Here is an 18,544-nt window from a genome sequence, read left to right as displayed (position 1 = left end):
TTTTTGCGAGTCAAAGCACTATTTTTCGCCAAATAACACACTGCGGTCAGATAAAACAAAAAGCCCAGCGGATGGCCGCTGGGCTTTGATAGATTAATTTGTGTGCCGAAATATCAGCGACTACTTTTGCAGCAGTGAAATATCAGCAATTTGTAGGAACAGATTACGCAAGTTGTTGAGCAGCGTTAAACGGTTTTGTTTTAATGCTTCATCGTCTGCCATCACCATGACATTATCAAAGAAAGCATCAACAGGTTCACGTAGTGCTGCCAGCTTGCTCAATGCTTGTTGGTAATCACCGGTAGCGAAAGCAGGTTCTAGTGCTTCGGTCATCACTTCCACTTCTTCCGCTAAGGCTTTTTCGGCCGCTTCTTGAAGAAGTGTTAGGTTGATTTCTGCAGCCAGTTCACCGTCAAATTTCGCTAAAATGTTACCGACACGCTTGTTTGCCGCCGCTAGGGCTTCAGCCGCTTCCAGTTCACGGAAGTGGGAAACCGCTTTAACACGTTTGTCAAAATCAGCGGGTTTGGTTGGACGACGAGCAAGTACCGCTTGGATGATGTCGACGCTAAAACCTTCATCTTGATACCAAGCACGGAAACGGCCAAGCATAAACTCAATTACATCGTGCTCAACGTTGTCGTTGGTAAGGCGATCACCAAACAGCGATTTCGCTTTTGCTACGAGGTCAACTAAGTCCAAGTTATAGCCGTATTCAACGATGATGCGCAGTACACCCAGTGATGCGCGACGCAGAGCAAAGGGATCCGAGCCTTTTGGTGCTTGGCCAATACCGAAGATGCCGACTATGGTGTCTAGCTTGTCTGCGATTGCCACAGCGGCGGAAACGCCATTGGTTGGCAGAGCATCGCCAGCAAAGCGTGGCATGTACTGTTCGTTTAGTGCAACGGCGACTTCTTCTGCTTCTCCGTCATGGCGAGCATAATGCATACCCATCACGCCTTGCGTGTCGGTAAATTCAAACACCATTGAGGTCATCAAATCGCATTTAGCCAGTAAGCCCGCACGTTTTGATTTTTCTACATCCGCGCCAATCTGTTCTGCAATGTAACCAGCCAGTTCAGTAATACGGTCAGTTTTATCTTTAATCGTACCCAACTGCTGCTGGAAAATCGCGGTTTCTAGTCGTGGTAGACGATCGACTAATTTGCTTTTGAGATCGGTATTAAAGAAGAATTCCGCGTCCGCTAAGCGTGGACGAACGACTTTCTCGTTGCCTTCGATAACATGGCGAGGCTCTTTCGACTCGATGTTAGAGACGAAAATAAAGTTAGGCAGCAATTGCTTATTCGCGTCGCTCATCTGATGAGAATAAACCGGGAAGTATTTTTGGTCACCTTTCATGGTGTAAACCAAAGCTTCTGACGGTACTTTAAGGAATTTTTCTTCAAATTTCGCCGTCAGCACCACTGGCCATTCAACCAGTGAGGTCACTTCTTCAACCAAGTCATCGTCAAGATCGGCAACACCGCCAACCTGTAGCGCTGCTTTTTGTGCATCCGCAATAATTATCGCTTTACGCGCATCGTAATCGGCGATCACTTTACCGCGCTGTTCTAAAATCGCTGGGTATTGTTCTGCTGAATCGATGGTGAACTCTTTTTCGCCCATAAAGCGGTGACCACGAATGGTGCGCGCAGAAGCTACGCCTAAGATCTCACCTTCGATCAGTTCATCACCCATCAAAATAGTCAGAGTTTTTACTGGGCGGATAAATTGTGTTTCTTTATCACCCCAGCGCATGGGTTTGGCGATAGGCAAGTTTGCTAACGCTTTGGCGGCAAGTTCAACCACAATGGCTTTGGCATCTTGGCCTTTGACTTCCTGTTTGAACAGTAGCCATTCACCTTGTTCTGTTGTTAGGCGATCCGCTTGCTCAACAGTAATGCCGTTACCACGCGCCCAGCCTTGTGCTGCTTTGGTTGGATTGCCATCGGCATCAAAAGCAACAGAAATAGCGGGGCCACGTTTTTCGACCACTTTATCCGCTTGACCTTGGGCCAAGTTGGTCACTTTCAGTGCTAAACGGCGAGGGGTTGCAAACCATTTGATGCCTTCGTGTGCCAGTTCAGCGGTTTTCAATTCTGCGGCAAAGTTAGCCGCAAACGCTTCAGCCAAAGTGCGAAGTTGTTTTGGTGGTAGCTCTTCTGTGCCTAATTCAATTAGAAATTCTTTTGCCATCTTATTTGTCCTCACCCTTTTTACACATAGGGAAGCCGAGTGCTTCACGAGATGCGTAGTACGCTTCTGCAACCGCTTTGGTCAGGTTACGGATGCGTAGGATGTAACGTTGACGTTCTGTCACCGAAATCGCTTTACGCGCGTCCAATAGGTTAAAGGCATGGCCCGCTTTCAAAATACGCTCATAGGCAGGAAGTGGCAGCGGTTTTTCTAGTTCAAGTAGATGCTTACACTCTTTTTCGCACTGGTCGAAGAAAGTGAAAAGAAAATCGACATCCGCGTGTTCGAAGTTGTAAGTGGATTGTTCGACTTCATTTTGATGGTAAATGTCACCATAGGTGACTTTACCTAATGGGCCATCTGTCCAGACTAAGTCATACACTGAATCCACGCCTTGAATATACATGGCAAGACGTTCAATACCGTAAGTGATTTCGCCGGTGACAGGCTTGCACTCAAGGCCACCGACTTGTTGGAAGTAAGTAAATTGAGTTACTTCCATACCGTTTAGCCACACTTCCCAGCCAAGACCCCAAGCACCTAAGGTTGGGTTTTCCCAGTTATCTTCCACGAAACGAATATCGTGTACTAGTGGGTCAACACCGAGCACCTCTAAAGACCCTAAATACAACTCTTGAATGTTGTCTGGTGAAGGTTTGATGATGACTTGGAATTGGTAATAGTGTTGCAGGCGGTTTGGGTTTTCACCATAACGACCGTCCGTTGGACGACGAGAGGGTTGAACATACGCCGTTGCAATGGGCTCTGGGCCTAAAGCTCGCAGGCATGTCATTGGGTGAGAGGTTCCTGCACCAACTTCCATGTCTAATGGTTGAACAATGGTACAGCCTTGTTGGGCCCAATAATCCTGCAGCGCGAGGATCATACCCTGAAAGGTTTTGATATCGTATTTTTGCATAGTCAGGTTCGCGCGATTCTTCTGTCTGAATGGATGAAAATAACGAACAAGTATACCCAGATATTCGCTCAGCGAGTAGGGGTAATCTTGCTTAATTAATGGTCGAAAATCCGTTTTGGTCGAATTTATCGCATCGATTGTGCCAAATTCCTGCACATGAACGATTTTGACTTATTTCTAACTTGAGATTTTCACTCGGCCTGATTAGAATTGCGCCGTCTTTGGGGAGTAGCTTACCAGTGAGATTTCTTATCTTAACGGTTCGTTCGTCAACATAATTGGTGCCAAATCACCGTGGCGTTCGAGGCTAAAGTCATTTTAGCTTAGCAAGACCTTAGACAAACATCACAAACCGGGGTGGGGAGTGGCGTTTGTCTATGGTTATTATAATTATCCCGCCCCATTGAGCCTGTCGTGAGCGTATTAGCTATTTCAATTACTACCGTCGCCTTAGCTGAAATTGGCGATAAAACCCAACTGCTTTCTCTGCTGCTAGCCAGTCGTTATCGTAAACCTTTGCCTATTATTGCCGCCATTTTTGTCGCAACGATGGTTAACCATGCACTCGCTGCTTGGCTGGGCGTGGTCGTTGCCGATTACCTGTCACCAGAAATCCTTAAATGGGTGTTGGTCGCCAGCTTCCTTGCCATGGCGGGTTGGGTATTAATTCCAGACAAACTCGACGGTGATGAAAAGATTACCAATCGAGGTCCTTTTGTCGCCAGTTTTATTGCTTTTTTTGTCGCTGAAATTGGCGATAAAACCCAAATAGCAACGTCTATTCTTGGTGCGCAGTATGCGGATGCTCTACTGTGGGTGGTGCTCGGAACGACAATTGGTATGTTGCTGGCTAACGTACCTGTGGTGCTGATTGGTAAATTATCCGCCGATAAAATGCCGCTAGGACTTATTCGTAAAATCACGGCGGTACTCTTTTTGATATTAGCGATCGGCGCGGCGATTTGGTAATTCCAATCGATTAGATGATTGGGCGAGTGAGCGTGACACAATTTATTACTCAACTTGTCGCCCAACGTCTACGGTTGCGTGATGAGTGACAAATTTATGCCATACTGGTCATGTTACTGTAGTGCTAGATGATGCAAGTCTAAGAGGGAATGCATATGCTGACACGTTATATGGGAATGACCGCCAAGAGCCAAAGTTACTTGTTTACGTTCGGTTTTGTGCTGACGTTGTTGGGTATGGCGTTGACGGAAATGTGGCTACCCATGGTGGCCGGCGCAATCATATTGTGTGGCTTAATGGTGGAATCTTGGATCCGAGTTGCGCACATTATCCCGATGCACGATGAAATTCGAACCCTGCAAAAGCAGATAACAAAACTGCAATCAGAGATCCGCACCATCGAGTTTAATGAGTAGTGTGCAGCGCAATGAATCAATGAATCAATAGCAAAAGGCGGCCTTTTTGAGGTCGCCTTTTCTTTTGCGTACGCATTACTTAGATCGAGGCTTAACTCAATCCTTTCTTAATCAAATAGAGATAGGGCAATGTGTCCACTTTCTCCGCAATTAACTGATGATCCATAAAGCGGCAAAAACTGGGAATGTCTCGAGTGGTTGACGGGTCATCGGCTTTCACTAGTAAAATTTCGCCATCTTGCATGGTTCGAATGGTTTTTCTGACCATCATTACAGGCTCGGGACAGCGCAATCCTTCGGCTTCGAGTGTTTGTGTGGCAAGTGCCGGATCAAATGTCATATTCAAACCTAATCGATGTTATCGCAAGGCGTAGATAATACTGGCGAGGAAAAAATATTCAATAACCACTTGGCAAAGTGATCTTTTTGTTTTAACTTACTTAACAAGTTGATAACAATTTAGTGAGGCACTTATGTTAACAGCGCTTGATAGGTTAACCATTTATTCGGTTCTCTGCTTTATCTCATTTTGTGCCTTAGTGATGCGAACGCCTGCAGAAACGTCATGGATGCCACTTTTTGGTGTCAGTGCGTCACTGGTTGGGATCTGGCTTGAGATGCATCTTTGGAAAGGCATCTCAGAAGAGCAGAATCACTAATCCATCACATATTGATCAACGCATTGCACTAATACGACACGTAACACATTCCGACACTATCCCCATTTTCTTGGGCTTCCCCGCTGAAAGGCGGGATTTTTTTTGCCTAACGCGTACACTGAGCCTATTTACCAATGACAAAAGTGGGGTTATTGCATGGAGTTGGAAGATATCTATCGTCGCGATCTGAATTTATTGATTGCACTGAGAGTGTTGATAGAAGAGAGCAGTGTCAGTAAAGCGGCCCAGCGTTTAAATCTTAGCCAGTCAGCCATGAGCCGTGTATTAGGTCGGTTACGTGATCTGCTCAATGATCCTCTTTTTACGCGCCAAGGTCAGCATCTCATTCCGACTGAAAAAGCGCTGGAGCTTAATCGCGCCTTAGGCGAGCCATTGGAGTCTCTACGTCAAATCCTTTCACCTATTGAATTTGACCCCCAGCAATGTGAACAAACCTTCACCATTGCCACGACAGATTACGCAATGCAGACCATCTTACCGTTTGCTTTACCAAGGATATATCAAGAGGCACCAAACGTGTCGTTTGAGTTTTTACCTTTGCAGCATGATAGGTTGGCCGATCAACTGACTTATGAAGGAGCTGATTTAGCGATTTGTCGCCCAACGTCGCCAGTAGCACCGTTGATGAGTGAGGTGCTTGGGCGAGTCGGTGTGCTTTGTTTGCTCTCCCAACACCATCCGTTGGCGAATCGGCAGATCTCTTTAGCGGATTACCTGACATACCCTCATGCGATGATTGCGATCAGTGATGGTGTTAATGCCTTAATTGAACAAGCATTAAGTGGGCAGCCTAAACGGAAAATGGTGCTCAGAGCCTATCATTTAGAAGCTGCGCTAGCGATTGTTGATACCATGCCATTGATTATTACGGTGCCTGCGGATCTGGCCTATTTAGTGGCAGAACGTTACGCATTAGTGGTGAAGCTGTTACCGTTTCAGTTTACGCCGTTTGACTACTCTATGATTTGGCACTCGCGATGTGAGCATTCTCCTGCCCAAGAATGGTTAAGGCAGATCGTCAAACAAGAGTGCAGCCGGTTGATTGCTAAGCGTATTGAAGAGATGCAGTTAGAGGGATAAAAATCATCAAGCTTTGAGTAAGACCAAAGCTTGATGAATGAATGGTTTAAAGCTTAATCACCACGCGACCAGTCACTTGACCATTGGTGATCGTTTCAGCGTACTGCGCTGTTTGTTCGAGGGTGATTTCCTCACACGCTTGCTCAAAGTAGCTTGCAGGTAGCAGTTTCGCTAAGCTTTCCCATGCTGCCATGCGTTTTTCTAGCGGGCAAGAGACGGAGTCGACACCTTGCAGGCGTACATTGCGCAAAATGAACGGCATGACGGTGGTGGGTAAATCAAAACCACCCGCTAAACCACACGCGGCAACTGTGCTGTTGTAGTCCATTTGGGCTAACACTTTGGCTAACATTTTGCTGCCTACTGTATCGACCGCGCCAGCCCAAATCTGTTTTTCCAGCGGACGAGCTGGCTCTTCAAATTCGCTGCGATCAATAACGCGGCTTGCTCCTAGTTTTTCTAGCAGTGGACCATTTTGTTCAACACGACCAGTTACCGCAGCAACTGTATAACCTAGCTTAGCTAATAGTGTTACAGCAACTGAACCCACGCCGCCACTGGCACCCGTCACCAATATTTCACCCTTTTCCGGTTGAATACCCGCATCTAAAATGGCTTGCACGCAAAGCATGGCGGTAAAGCCAGCAGTGCCAATCATCATCGCTTTTTTGCTATCAAGGCCGTGCGCGAGTGGCACTAACCAATCGGCTTTCAAGCGTGCTTTTTGCGCCATACCACCCCAATGGTTTTCACCCACTCCCCAACCGGTTAGTACAACTTTATCACCGGTTTGGTAGCGAGTATCTTGGGATTCAAGTACGGTTCCCGCAAGATCAATGCCCGGTACCATAGGGAAATTGCGAATGATTTTGCCTTTACCTGTAATGGCTAAACCATCTTTGTAATTCAATGATGAGTAATCGACCGCGACTAAAACTTCACCTTGCGGTAATTGTGATTCGTCGATTTGTTCAATGGTGGCAACTGTGTTTTTTTCTTGTTGATTAAGGATTAACGCTTTAAACATTCGGATCTCCAGATTGGCACAGCAAGCATAAGATGTCGCTAAGTGTAGTACTGAATTAACTATGACTAAAATGAAACTTTAGCATTGGTTCTATGCGTATTATGCATCACTCATAAAAAATGCCAGTCGTGGGACTGGCATTGAGCTTTAGGATAAGAAGAACTGGTATGAAGGATTGTCCGTCTCATCTTTGCATTGGTAACCCAATTCTCTAAGGTGAGCGGAGAAGCGGTTTAAATCGCTCTCTTCGAGTTCAAAACCACACAATACGCGGCCATAATCGGCGCCATGATTGCGGTAATTAAACAAGCTAATGTTCCAGTGTGTGCCAAGCGTGCTGAGAAATTTCAGCAGAGCGCCCGGATATTCCGGAAATTCGAAGCTGTATAATCGCTCTTTTAGCGGCTTAGAGGGTTTGCCTCCAATCATATAACGGACATGCAGTTTGGCCATTTCATCATCCGATAGATCCACCACAGGGTAGCCACCTTGGCGTAAATCGTGAATGATGTTGTCGAGCTCTTCTTGCCCACTTAACAGGCGTACACCGACGAAAATGTTGGCCAGCTTGTCATCGTTATAGCGATAGTTGAACTCGGTGACCGCGCGACCGCCAATGATATTACAAAACTCAAAAAACGCGCCTTGACGTTCAGGTATGGTCACCGCCAAAAGCCCTTCACGTTTTTCGCCTAGCTCACATCGCTCCGACACGTAACGCAAGCCGTGGAAATTGGTGTTAGCCCCTGAAAGTACGGTGCCTAACTGTTTATCCACCAGCTTATGTTTTTCCGCGAATTTCTTCAGACCAGCCAGAGCAAGCGCTCCAGAAGGTTCGGCAATCGCACGCGTGTCTTCGAAGATATCTTTAACCGCCGAGCAGATTTCATCGCTTGATACCGTGATGTGGCCATCAATGTATTGCTGACACAAACGGAAGGTTTCATCACCAATACGTTTTACCGCGACACCGTCGGCAAACATGCTGACTTGGTCAAGCACCACGGGTTTACCTGCCTCGAGTGCTGCTTTTAAACAAGCAGAATCTTCAGGTTCAACCGCAATGACTTTGATTTCTGGCATCAGCTGTTTGATGAGCACCGCGACCCCAGCGGCTAAACCGCCACCGCCGACCGGTACAAAAATGTAATCAAGGTGGCCATTTTGTTGCAGCATTTCCATGCCAATCGTGCCTTGCCCTGCAATGACCAGTGGGTGATCGAACGGTGGGACAAACGTATAACCTTGCTCGTGAGCCAAGCGTTCCGCTTCGGCTTTGGCTTCATCAAAGTTGTTGCCATGCAAAATCACCAAACCGCCAAAACCGCGCACCGCTTCGACTTTGATATCAGGGGTAGTTTTAGGCATCACAATGGTGGTTTTAATGCCTAATTTTGTTCCCGATAGAGCCATTCCCTGCGCGTGGTTGCCTGCTGACGCGGCAATCACCCCAGCTTGTTTTTGCACCTCAGATAAACTCGACACCATATTATAAGCGCCGCGTAATTTAAAAGAGTGCACAGGCTGGCGATCTTCACGCTTGAGCTGAACGCGATTTTTGATGCGCGCCGATAAGCGAGGCATATCCTGCAGTGGCGTCACCGTTGCGACGTCATACACGGGGGCGCGCAGGATCTGGCGCAGATAATCTGCGCCAGTTTGAGTTGCGTTACCTGAGTCGCTCATCCGCTAGCCCTCTAGCTTAGATTTGTCTCGAACAGCCCCTTTATCAGCGCTGGTGGCCATACTGGCGTAGGCTTTCAATGCCAAAGAGACTTCACGCTGGCGATTGACAGGTTTCCAACCGAGCTGGTCTTGTTTTACGCGGCGCTCAGCCAGTTCAGCTTCTGAAACGTTGAGCGTAATGGAGCGGTTTGGAATATCGATGGCGATAATATCCCCAGAGTTCACCAAACCTATCGTTCCGCCGTTTGCAGCTTCTGGAGAAACGTGACCAATTGATAAACCGGAAGTCCCCCCAGAGAAACGACCGTCAGTCAGTAGCGCGCACTCTTTGCCTAGCCCCATTGATTTGAGGTACGTGGTTGGGTAAAGCATTTCTTGCATACCCGGGCCGCCTTTCGGGCCTTCATAGCGGATGACGACAACATCACCGGCCTTCACTTTACCGCCTAAAATACCTTCAACGGCACTTTCTTGGCTTTCAAAGACCACGGCTGGGCCTGCAAATTTCAGGCTACCTTCATCAACCCCTGCTGTTTTTACAATACAGCCGTCAACAGCAATGTTGCCTGATAGCACTGCTAGGCCACCATCTTGGCTAAAAGCATGCTCTTTGGTACGAATACAGCCTTCTTTGCGATCGTCATCGAGGCGATCCCATCGGCATTGTTGTGAGAAGGCTTTAGTGGTACGAATACCCGCAGGACCGGCACGGAAAAAGGTTAAGACGTCTTCATCTTGCGTTTGCATGATGTCGTATTGAGCCAGCTGCTCTTTCATCGACAAACCCAACACGGTGCGAGTTTGATTGTTGATGAGACCGGCGCGATCCAGTTCACCAAGAATCGCCATCACGCCACCCGCGCGGTGTACATCTTCCATATGATATTTTTGAGTCGATGGCGCGACTTTACACAGATGAGGTACGCGGCGTGACATGCGGTCGATATCACTCATGTCAAAATCGATTTCACCTTCTTGAGCGCCTGCTAATAGGTGCAATACCGTGTTGGTTGAGCCGCCCATGGCAATATCGAGCGCCATCGCATTTTCGAACGCGGCTTTGTTGGCAATATTACGCGGTAAGGCGGATGCATCATCTTGCTCGTAATAACGCTTGGTTAATTCAACAATGCGTTTACCTGCGTTGATGAAGAGCGCCTCACGATCGGCATGCGTGGCCAACATCGAACCATTACCTGGTTGAGAAAGCCCCAACGCTTCGGTGAGACAGTTCATCGAGTTGGCGGTAAACATGCCAGAACAAGAACCACAGGTTGGGCAGGCCGAGCGTTCAATTTGTTCACTTTGTGCATCGGAGACTTTAGGGTCAGCGCCTTGGATCATCGCATCGACTAAATCGAGTTTGATGATTTGATCAGAAAGCTTGGTTTTACCCGCTTCCATTGGCCCGCCAGAAACAAAGATGACGGGAATATTAATGCGCAGTGCCGCCATCATCATCCCAGGGGTGATTTTGTCGCAGTTGGAAATGCAGACCATCGCGTCAGCGCAGTGCGCATTAACCATGTACTCGACAGAGTCTGCGATCAACTCGCGTGAGGGCAGTGAGTACAGCATGCCGCCATGCCCCATGGCGATACCATCATCTACCGCGATGGTATTAAATTCTTTGGCGATGCCGCCGGCTTTTTCGATTTCACCCGCAACCAATTGACCCATATCTTTGAGGTGCACGTGGCCCGGTACGAATTGAGTGAACGAGTTAACCACCGCAATAATCGGCTTACCGAAATCTTCATCTTTGACGCCAGTGGCGCGCCATAATGCGCGCGCTCCAGCCATATTACGTCCGTGTGTCGTTGTTGCGGATCTATACTTTGGCATTGTCTATCGTCCTCTATTACTTCGGTTGTGGGTACACGTAATCCAACCAGCCCCACTTGTCTTCAGTGGTGCCGTTAAATAGGCCAAAGTAAGCTTCTTGCATCACTTTCGTGATTGGCCCACGTTTACCCTCTCCAACCGTAATTTGGTCTACGCTCCGTACAGGGACGATTTCGGCGGCGGTGCCAGTCATAAAAATTTCGTCAGCAAGGTAGAGTGCTTCACGCGCAATGTTCACTTCACGCACTTCGTAACCCATTTCTTTAGCCAGCGTCATGATCGAATCACGCGTGATACCCGGCAAGATGGAGCTGGTGGTTGGTGGCGTGAGCAGCACACCGTTTTTGATGACGAAAATGTTTTCGCCTGCACCTTCAGATAAATAACCATCCACGCTTAAGGCGATACCTTCGGCATAGCCATGACGACGAGCTTCACCACCGACAAGCAGAGACGATAAATAGTTACCACCCGCTTTGGCTGCGGTTGGAATGGTGTTTGGCGCAGCGCGATGCCAGCTAGAAACCATCGCATCCACACCATTTTCTAGCGCTTCATCACCTAAGTAAGCACCCCAAGGGAAGGCGGCAATGATTAACTCCATTTCAGTGTTCACTGGGGGGCAAACGCCAAGGCCGACGTTGCCAACAAAGCCAAGTGGGCGAATGTAGGCTGAATCCAGTTTATTGACGCGCAATGTTTCACGTGTCGCTTCCATGATCTCTTCTATCGTATAGGGGATAGGGAAACGGTAAATTTTTGCTGAATCTTTTAGGCGTTGAGCGTGCTCTTTATGACGGAAGACGATTGGACCTTTAGGAGTGTTATAACAACGCACACCTTCAAACACCGAGGTGCCGTAGTGCATTGCGTGTGTCAGTACATGAACGTTTGCATTTGCCCACGGAACCATTTCACCGTTGAACCAAATGTAATCTGCAGTTTTTGTTGCCATTTATTGCCTTCCTTATGCACAAATCTTTTGTTGTAAATTGTTATTCGGTAGTTCGTTATTTTTTATTGGGGTGACATCGACACTGCGAATATCCCATAATTTTTCAATTTGATTGATCAGTGTGCTGATGGGGCGATCACTATCAACAATGATTTCAACACTGGCGACTTTGCTGGAATGATTTTGCGTTGCGGCCACTTGTTTTATCACAAAACCACGGTGGCGAATCACGCGCAGAACACGCTCTAATAGCACCGGTTTATCATCGGCTTTGATGTCTAATAGGTATCTATCCATTAGGTGTTCTCCAACATATCACTATTTGAGGCGCCCGGTGGTACAAGCGGCCATACGTTTTCTTCTTCATCAATCAAAACGTGAAGCAGATAAGCTGTTTTGCTGGCCAGCATTTCTTTAAGTGCCGGTTCAACTTCTTCTTTTTTGGTGATGGTTTTGCCAGGAATATCGAACGCCTTAGCTAGCATCACGAAATCTGGGTTGTCATCCAAAATCGTTTCACTATGGCGGCCATCAAAGAACAGCGATTGCCATTGGCGCACCATACCCAAACGGTGGTTGTTCAGTAGTACCATCTTGACCGGGATTTGGCGGCGCTTGAGCGTACCAAGTTCTTGAACATTCATCATGAACGAGCCATCCCCAGAAATGAGAATGGATTGATCATCTGGGCGAGCAACGGCAGCGCCCATTGAGGCGGGCAACCCAAAGCCCATAGTTCCAAGGCCTGCTGAGGTGATGAAGTTCTGTGGAGCACGCGGCTGAATGTGCTGCGCGGCCCACATTTGATGTTGGCCAACGTCGGTTGAGACGATGGCTGAATCGGGCATCATGTCGGACAGTTGTTTGAGTAACAATGGTGCAAAAATGAGATCGCCCGGGTGGTCATAGCGCCACTTAAAGCCACTGCGCAAACTTTCACTGTGGTGAACCCACGGTGCGATATCACGCGTCAGTTCCAGTTGTGGAAGAATGAGATTGATGTCACCACGTAGTGACGCATTGGCGATCCGGAGTTTATTAAACTCGGCCGCATCGATATCGATATGAATCACTTTGGCGTGTGGTGCAAAAGTATCCAGTTTTCCCGTTACTCGGTCATCAAAGCGCGCTCCAACCACAATCAACAAATCACACTCTTGAACGACCAAGTTTGCCGCCTTAGTCCCGTGCATACCAAGCATGCCAAGGTAATGCGGGTCATGGCGCTCAATCGTGCCCAAGCCTTTTAAAGTGCTTACTGATGGCATCGGATTGAGGCGTAAAAACTCGCGTACGGAATCGGTCGCTTTGGCCAGTTGAACGCCACCGCCAACATACAATACAGGACGAGAGCTTTGTGAAAGCAGTTGTTGCGCTGCGTGAAGCTGCTCTTGGCTGGCAACTGGCATGGCTGGCGCAGTGAATGCAGGTAGCTCAGTCACGGGGGTTTTTGCCAGTTGTACATCTTTAGCGATATCCACAATCACCGGGCCGGGGCGACCCGCTTTTGCTACCTCAAAGGCTTCGGCAAGGGTGGGTGCGAGATCGTGGATATCGGTAACGAGGTAGCTGTGTTTGGTGCAAGAGAGTGACATACCAATCACGTCCATCTCTTGAAAAGCATCGGTACCAATGTGTGAGCTTGCGACTTGGCCGGTGATGGCGACAAGGGGGATTGAGTCAAGAAATGCATCGGCAAGACCGGTGACCAAATTGGTCGCTCCTGGTCCTGAGGTGGCCATGCACACCGCGACATTTTGTGTCGAGCGCGCCATGCCAATCGCCGCCATGGCTGCACCTTGTTCGTGGCGACAGAGGATGTGTTCTACACCGCCATCGTATAATGCATCATAGATTGGCATGATAGCACCGCCGGGATAACCAAAAACGGTTTTGATTCCCTGCTGCTTTAATGCGGCTACAACCAGTTGTGCTCCTGTCATCGTAACCCTCCCAAACTGTGTATGGCACAGTAAACCATGTTGTGTTTGCACTTCATGTGCGCTCCCATTCTTCCTGCCATATCGGGTTGGATAATCGCCAACCAGTATGAACTTTTTAGTTTAATAGTTGTAAAAAAACCCCCGGACTTTTCAGTGCGGGGGTCTTTTGAATCTGGTGGTTATTTTGCGCCCACTAGCCCCCGCGCGGAATCAATAATGACCACGATAATCAGGCTTAGCAGTAGGTTAATGTGAGCGTTCAAATTCATCACTTAATTCTTAAAATAGTTGGCGTAATATCTTACGAAATTGTTTGCGTCTCTAGTGGTAACACACAATTCCGTTAAATGACAAGCAAAAACTCATTCTTTTTTCACATTCTTTCAGCATCACAACAAGCTATATAACAATCTCTCGTGTGCAAATAAGGGCGCAGAAACAGAACGAACACTTTTTAAACAACCACAAAGGAATGAAATGGGACTCGCAATTATTCACAGCCGAGCCAGTGTTGGCGTGCAAGCACCGACAGTGACAGTTGAAGTGCATATTAGCAATGGTATGCCCGGTTTTACGTTGGTCGGCTTGCCAGAAACGACGGTCAAAGAGTCTCGTGATCGCGTGCGCAGCGCTATCATTAATTCCCGCTTTGAGTTTCCCGCCAAGCGTATTACGGTCAATCTAGCCCCTGCGGATCTCCCCAAAGAGGGTGGTCGATTTGATTTACCGATCGCGTTGGGTATTTTGGCGGCCTCACAGCAGATAGCGCTAACGAAGTTAGATGGGTATGAGTTTATTGGTGAATTAGCCTTATCTGGTGAGTTGCGTCCTGTTAAAGGTGTATTACCCGCCGCTTTAGCTGCGAATCGAGCCAAGCGCTGTTTGGTGGTGCCTCATGGTAATGGTGATCAAGCCGCGTTAGTGGCAAAGGATCAGCATAAATCGGCGCAAACGCTGCTTGAGGTGTGCGCTGATTTGTGTGGCCAGCAAACCCTCTCTCTTTTTCAAACCGAACCTAAACCATGCCGAGCGAAAAATACTCGCGATCTGCAAGATATCATTGGTCAACAGCAAGGAAAGCGAGCGTTAGAAATCGCAGCTGCGGGCAACCATAACCTGCTTTTTCTCGGTCCACCCGGAACGGGTAAAACCATGCTTGCCTCTCGGTTGTGTGATTTATTACCAGAAATGAATGAAGATGAAGCGATGGAAACTGCTTCGGTTGCTTCTCTGACTCCACAAGACATTAACCAGCACAACTGGAAGCAAAGGCCATTTCGCTCGCCGCATCATTCCAGTTCAATGGCGGCGCTGGTCGGTGGCGGTTCTATTCCGAGGCCGGGGGAAATTTCTTTGGCACACAATGGGTTATTGTTTCTTGATGAAATGCCGGAATTTGAACGAAAAGTGCTCGACTCATTGCGTGAGCCATTAGAGTCAGGTGAAATTATTATTTCAAGAGCGCAAGGCAAAACGCGTTTTCCAGCTCGCTTTCAATTAGTGGGGGCGTTGAACCCCAGCCCAACCGGCTATTACGAAGGCACGCAAGCCAGAGCCAACCCGCAGAGTATTTTGCGCTATTTGGGACGCTTATCGGGGCCACTGCTTGATCGTTTTGACATGTCGATAGAAATCCCCTCGCTTCCCAAAGGGATGTTGGCAAATGGCGGCGAAAGAGGTGAAGCAACGGCTGTGGTTAAAGAAAGAGTGCTGATTGCTCGTGAACGGATGGTGATTCGTAATGGCAAGGTTAATGCTTTGTTGGGGAGCCGAGAAATTGAACAGTATTGCCCTTTAACTAAGGCTGACGCCGAATTTTTGGAAAATGCACTGCACCGCCTAGGGCTCTCCATCCGCGCGTATCATCGCATTATCAAAGTGGCACGTACGATTGCTGATTTAGAAGGGGCCGAGCAGATTGCTAAGCCCCATTTAGCGGAAGCGCTCGGCTATCGAGCGATGGACCGCTTGTTGAAACAACTGACCGCACAAGCGGTGTAATGAACTTAAAATTGGTAATTTAACCCTAGCGCTGTAAAGAGAGACGATTCGTCGTAAAACGAGAGGTTTGAGCTCGATTGGTTATAACCGGCTAAAGCGATTAATGACCAATCATCCCAATCCATAAATTGGCTGTATTCGTACGCGAAGAATAGGCTCAGTTCATCGTCATTACGCACAGTGTGATTAAACAGTGAATTTCCACCTTGATAGTCGCGCTTGGTATAACCAGCGGTCAGCGCCAGTTTATGGCGATTGATAAACGTGAAGTAGGAGAGATCGGCGGCGTAAGAGTGATGAGTATTGGCGTCGCCATCCGCTTGGTGGTTGATATAAGTGATGGAGGGCTGTAACAAACTGGTTGGGCTCAGAGAGTAACGGTACTGCCCTTTTAGGTAGTAACTTTTACCATCACGAGCCAGTTCAGGGCTTGGAAACTGATCGTTGTCGATCTCTTTGGTCGCGTAAGCGACATCGATAGTCCATGGGCTGCCTTGAATACTATTGAATGTTAATCGGTAGGCATTTCCTGACTCATCGGTTTCTTGGCGCTGACTGTTTAGTTGGTAAGGGTTAGCCCAGGTTTTTCCAGACATCACGGTCGGCAAAAAAGCCACATCAACCACGGTACCTGTCTCCATCTCATATTGATAGCCCAGCTGAAGCGCTAAAGTACCGACGGCAATATCATCACGTGAGGTGCCTAGATAAACCTGTTGTTGACGCTTGTCCCCGAAGGTGTAAGCAAGGTTACCCAAAGGCCCAACGGCAAAGTTTGACTGCCGGCTACTCTTTGTTTCGAGTGATGTAATACGCTCATCTCCACCCGTATCAAATGATGATTGGGAAGATGCAAAAATAGTATTAATGGCAATCTCACCACTTAAACCTGTTTCTGGAGCCAGTTCGGCAGATACATGAAAAGCCAGAGCGCTAGCAAGCGTCATGGACAGGTATTTATTCATTAGGAGTTTCCATACTTTGATTCAATAGTGGTTAAGTATATGAATAAACTTGGATGACGACACGATAAAACTAATCTGACCGTTTTATGAATGAAGGGTGAGCTTTGTCTTAGGCATACACAGTTTTGTGCTGCGATGGCTTGTGTTTCAAGATTGGTTGTATGAGAAAGCGCTGCAAGGTTGAACTTGATTAAGTAAAAATGAGGAGCCGTTGTGCTCCTCATTTGGGAATGATTACTTGGTCAGTAGGTAATTGACCAGTTCGAAGTATTCATTGGTCGATTTAACACCTTGTCCCTGCACCAAATAATGATTGTTAACCACGACAGCAGGCACACCTGAAAGGCCGCTTTCTTGGAACTGTTTGTCAAAGCGGCGCACCATTGAATCGACGGCAAAACCATTAAAGGCGGCATCAAATTTTGCTACATCAATACCTTCGTCTAGGAAGATTTGGCGTAGATCCGCATCATCTCTTGGTGGTTTACGCATCGTGTGGATGCGGTTAAACATCACGGGCACCATTTTGTCTTCAACTTTGAGGGCAAGCATGGTGGCGTAAGCTTTACTCATTGATTTACCCATAGAGCCACCCATAAAAGAAACATGGTTTTTCTGCAGAGTAACCCCTTGTGGGAGCTGCTTTTTCAGTTGGGCGATGATCGGCTCAAAGGTATTGCAGTGTGGGCAGTAAAAGGAGAAAAACTCCGTCACGGTTGGATTTTTAGAGGGTTCAAGATCAAGCACTTTATAATGCTCACCTTCTTTAAATTGGGCTGCATGAGCCGATAAGCTCAGCAGTAAGGTTGCAACCAGTGCAAAAAGCTTTTTCATTGTGTACTCCATTTATTGCTTCAAGGTGACTTACCATTGTGGCATTAGTGAGAGCGTAGGCTCGTCTAATGCTGCTATTTGTTCTTTAAACGCAAGCACTTGGCTTTCCCAATATTTAGGGTCATTAAACCAAGGGAAGGCGAGTGGAAAAGCAGGGTCCTGCCATCGTTTGGCCAACCATGCCATGTAATGCACCATTCGTAGACCGCGTAACGGTTCAATTAGTTTCAATTCGGCTGGATTAAAATCGTGAAACTCTTGATACGACTCTAAGATAATGTCCAACTGCATTCGCTTATCTTGCAATTCGCCATTGAGTAGCATCCACAAATCCTGTACTGCTGGTCCATTGCGAGCATCGTCTAAATCGACAAACATAGGCCCATCTCGCCACAAAATATTGCCTGGATGGCAATCACCATGCAAGCGGATGGCCGCGGATTTTGCTGGCCATTGCTGTTCAATTTTGTTGATCAATAACGATAAGTCACTGAAAAAGGTATTTTGCAAGTGCTGAGGTATAAAGGACGCATTTTCCAATAGCTGTTTGGGTTGATAAAGATACTCATCTAAGCTGATGGTCGGGCGATGAACAAATGTACGAGTGGCACTTATGTGATGAATGCGTCCAAGAAATCGGCCCACGCCTTCTAATTGGTCCATATTGTCCACTTCAAACTGCCGCCCACCCACACTGTTAAACAGCGCGAAATGATAGCCCTGATAGTGATGTAAGGTTGCACCGTTGATGAGTAATGGCTCAGCAATCGGAATTTCCGCCGCGTACAGCTCGCGTGTGAAATCGTGCTCCTCTTGAATTTGCTCAACACTCCAGCGCTGAGGTCGATAGAATTTCACCACATAGCGTTGGCGTTCTTCATCGATGAATTGATAAACGCGGTTTTCGTAACTGTTGAGTGCCAGAAATCCTGATTCAGCACGAATGCCGATGCTTTCTAAGGCATACCACATGGTATCAGGGGTGAGTGCATCAAAATGGAAAGAAGCTTTGGTCATGATTA

17 protein-coding genes are annotated in these 18,544 nt (G+C 47.6%); 5 read left to right on the top strand and 12 right to left on the bottom strand.

Annotated elements, in window-relative coordinates:
• Nucleotides 1-120: 120 nt before the first annotated feature.
• Both glyS and glyQ read right to left on the bottom strand, forming a co-directional pair.
• On the bottom strand, nt 121-2,202 hold the full coding sequence (gene glyS, locus AACT18_RS01150) for a glycine--tRNA ligase subunit beta (protein ID WP_019281084.1): 2,082 nt from the start codon (nt 2,200-2,202) through the stop codon (nt 121-123).
• A 1-nt stretch (nt 2,203) separates the two neighbouring features.
• A complete protein-coding gene (glyQ, locus tag AACT18_RS01145; protein WP_013855568.1) occupies nt 2,204-3,121 on the bottom strand; it encodes a glycine--tRNA ligase subunit alpha in 918 nt (305 codons plus the stop codon).
• 414 nt (nt 3,122-3,535) lie between these two features.
• Here glyQ and AACT18_RS01140 point away from each other — a divergent pair, with 414 nt between their 5' ends.
• Both AACT18_RS01140 and AACT18_RS01135 read left to right on the top strand, forming a co-directional pair.
• Nucleotides 3,536-4,090 (top strand): TMEM165/GDT1 family protein, encoded by a 555-nt coding sequence (locus AACT18_RS01140; RefSeq protein WP_017046363.1) that lies wholly within the window; start codon nt 3,536-3,538, stop codon nt 4,088-4,090.
• 155 nt (nt 4,091-4,245) lie between these two features.
• Nucleotides 4,246-4,506 (top strand): hypothetical protein, encoded by a 261-nt coding sequence (locus tag AACT18_RS01135; RefSeq protein ID WP_010319938.1) that lies wholly within the window; start codon nt 4,246-4,248, stop codon nt 4,504-4,506.
• Between the two features lie 91 nt (nt 4,507-4,597).
• On the opposite strand, the gene tusA is transcribed toward AACT18_RS01135, so the two are convergent.
• Nucleotides 4,598-4,846, bottom strand: coding sequence for a sulfurtransferase TusA (gene tusA, locus AACT18_RS01130; protein ID WP_010319937.1), 249 nt, complete (start codon nt 4,844-4,846; stop codon nt 4,598-4,600).
• A 133-nt stretch (nt 4,847-4,979) separates the two neighbouring features.
• Between tusA and AACT18_RS01125 the strand changes: the two genes are divergently transcribed.
• On the top strand, nt 4,980-5,165 hold the full coding sequence (locus AACT18_RS01125; protein WP_010319936.1) for a hypothetical protein: 186 nt from the start codon (nt 4,980-4,982) through the stop codon (nt 5,163-5,165).
• Nucleotides 5,166-5,321: 156 nt separating this feature from the next.
• Nucleotides 5,322-6,266, top strand: a complete 945-nt coding sequence (locus AACT18_RS01120; RefSeq protein ID WP_019281698.1) for a LysR family transcriptional regulator — start codon at nt 5,322-5,324, stop codon at nt 6,264-6,266.
• Between the two features lie 46 nt (nt 6,267-6,312).
• Here AACT18_RS01120 and acuI read toward each other — a convergent pair whose 3' ends face one another.
• The 6 genes from acuI to ilvG all read right to left on the bottom strand — a co-directional run bounded on the left by acuI (nt 6,313) and on the right by ilvG (nt 13,722).
• Nucleotides 6,313-7,293, bottom strand: a complete 981-nt coding sequence (gene acuI / locus AACT18_RS01115; RefSeq protein ID WP_017047824.1) for an acrylyl-CoA reductase (NADPH) — start codon at nt 7,291-7,293, stop codon at nt 6,313-6,315.
• Between the two features lie 147 nt (nt 7,294-7,440).
• Nucleotides 7,441-8,979: a threonine ammonia-lyase, biosynthetic gene (gene ilvA, locus AACT18_RS01110; protein ID WP_017046359.1), complete on the bottom strand. Its 1,539-nt coding sequence runs from the start codon at nt 8,977-8,979 to the stop codon at nt 7,441-7,443.
• 3 nt (nt 8,980-8,982) lie between these two features.
• On the bottom strand, nt 8,983-10,824 hold the full coding sequence (gene ilvD / locus AACT18_RS01105; protein ID WP_094125651.1) for a dihydroxy-acid dehydratase: 1,842 nt from the start codon (nt 10,822-10,824) through the stop codon (nt 8,983-8,985).
• Nucleotides 10,825-10,840: 16 nt separating this feature from the next.
• On the bottom strand, nt 10,841-11,779 hold the full coding sequence (gene ilvE, locus AACT18_RS01100) for a branched-chain-amino-acid transaminase (RefSeq protein ID WP_010319931.1): 939 nt from the start codon (nt 11,777-11,779) through the stop codon (nt 10,841-10,843).
• A gap of 12 nt (nt 11,780-11,791) precedes the next feature.
• Nucleotides 11,792-12,076 (bottom strand): acetolactate synthase 2 small subunit, encoded by a 285-nt coding sequence (ilvM, locus tag AACT18_RS01095; protein WP_094125650.1) that lies wholly within the window; start codon nt 12,074-12,076, stop codon nt 11,792-11,794.
• Nucleotides 12,076-13,722 (bottom strand): acetolactate synthase 2 catalytic subunit, encoded by a 1,647-nt coding sequence (gene ilvG / locus AACT18_RS01090; RefSeq protein ID WP_094125649.1) that lies wholly within the window; start codon nt 13,720-13,722, stop codon nt 12,076-12,078. The genes ilvM and ilvG overlap by 1 nt, the downstream gene beginning before the upstream one ends.
• Before the next feature lie 477 nt (nt 13,723-14,199).
• On the opposite strand from ilvG, the gene AACT18_RS01085 reads away from it, so the two are divergent.
• Nucleotides 14,200-15,723 (top strand): YifB family Mg chelatase-like AAA ATPase, encoded by a 1,524-nt coding sequence (locus AACT18_RS01085; RefSeq protein ID WP_094125648.1) that lies wholly within the window; start codon nt 14,200-14,202, stop codon nt 15,721-15,723.
• Nucleotides 15,724-15,728: 5 nt separating this feature from the next.
• Here AACT18_RS01085 and AACT18_RS01080 read toward each other — a convergent pair whose 3' ends face one another.
• The 3 genes from AACT18_RS01080 to AACT18_RS01070 form a co-directional block, all read right to left on the bottom strand.
• Complete coding sequence (locus AACT18_RS01080; protein ID WP_094125647.1) at nt 15,729-16,688, bottom strand: DUF2860 domain-containing protein; 960 nt, start codon at nt 16,686-16,688, stop codon at nt 15,729-15,731.
• A gap of 234 nt (nt 16,689-16,922) precedes the next feature.
• A complete protein-coding gene (locus tag AACT18_RS01075) occupies nt 16,923-17,522 on the bottom strand; it encodes a thiol:disulfide interchange protein DsbA/DsbL (RefSeq protein ID WP_094125646.1) in 600 nt (199 codons plus the stop codon).
• Nucleotides 17,523-17,552: 30 nt separating this feature from the next.
• Nucleotides 17,553-18,539 carry a serine/threonine protein kinase gene (locus AACT18_RS01070; protein ID WP_026028515.1) on the bottom strand — a complete coding sequence of 329 codons (987 nt, stop codon included), beginning with the start codon at nt 18,537-18,539 and terminating at the stop codon, nt 17,553-17,555.
• Nucleotides 18,540-18,544 lie beyond the last annotated feature (5 nt).

The sequence above is a fragment of the Vibrio sp. V04_P4A5T148 genome, from assembly GCF_963875605.1.
Classification (GTDB): Bacteria; Pseudomonadota; Gammaproteobacteria; order Enterobacterales; family Vibrionaceae; genus Vibrio; species Vibrio anguillarum.
Note: the sequence above shows the minus strand (reverse complement) of the source record. Positions and strands in the feature narration are given on the sequence as shown.

Excerpts from the sequence above, each read along its gene's own strand:
- glyS (WP_019281084.1), bottom strand. The coding sequence starts at position 2,202 with ATGGCAAAAGAATTTCTAATTGAATTAGGCACAGAAGAGCTACCACCA.
- glyQ (WP_013855568.1), bottom strand. The coding sequence starts at position 3,121 with ATGCAAAAATACGATATCAAAACCTTTCAGGGTATGATCCTCGCGCTG.
- AACT18_RS01135 (WP_010319938.1), top strand. The coding sequence starts at position 4,246 with ATGCTGACACGTTATATGGGAATGACCGCCAAGAGCCAAAGTTACTTG.
- tusA (WP_010319937.1), bottom strand. The coding sequence starts at position 4,846 with ATGACATTTGATCCGGCACTTGCCACACAAACACTCGAAGCCGAAGGA.
- AACT18_RS01125 (WP_010319936.1), top strand. The coding sequence starts at position 4,980 with ATGTTAACAGCGCTTGATAGGTTAACCATTTATTCGGTTCTCTGCTTT.
- AACT18_RS01120 (WP_019281698.1), top strand. The coding sequence starts at position 5,322 with ATGGAGTTGGAAGATATCTATCGTCGCGATCTGAATTTATTGATTGCA.
- acuI (WP_017047824.1), bottom strand. The coding sequence starts at position 7,293 with ATGTTTAAAGCGTTAATCCTTAATCAACAAGAAAAAAACACAGTTGCC.
- ilvA (WP_017046359.1), bottom strand. The coding sequence starts at position 8,979 with ATGAGCGACTCAGGTAACGCAACTCAAACTGGCGCAGATTATCTGCGC.
- ilvD (WP_094125651.1), bottom strand. The coding sequence starts at position 10,824 with ATGCCAAAGTATAGATCCGCAACAACGACACACGGACGTAATATGGCT.
- ilvE (WP_010319931.1), bottom strand. The coding sequence starts at position 11,779 with ATGGCAACAAAAACTGCAGATTACATTTGGTTCAACGGTGAAATGGTT.
- ilvM (WP_094125650.1), bottom strand. The coding sequence starts at position 12,076 with ATGGATAGATACCTATTAGACATCAAAGCCGATGATAAACCGGTGCTA.
- ilvG (WP_094125649.1), bottom strand. The coding sequence starts at position 13,722 with ATGACAGGAGCACAACTGGTTGTAGCCGCATTAAAGCAGCAGGGAATC.
- AACT18_RS01085 (WP_094125648.1), top strand. The coding sequence starts at position 14,200 with ATGGGACTCGCAATTATTCACAGCCGAGCCAGTGTTGGCGTGCAAGCA.
- AACT18_RS01080 (WP_094125647.1), bottom strand. The coding sequence starts at position 16,688 with ATGAATAAATACCTGTCCATGACGCTTGCTAGCGCTCTGGCTTTTCAT.
- AACT18_RS01075 (WP_094125646.1), bottom strand. The coding sequence starts at position 17,522 with ATGAAAAAGCTTTTTGCACTGGTTGCAACCTTACTGCTGAGCTTATCG.
- AACT18_RS01070 (WP_026028515.1), bottom strand. The coding sequence starts at position 18,539 with ATGACCAAAGCTTCTTTCCATTTTGATGCACTCACCCCTGATACCATG.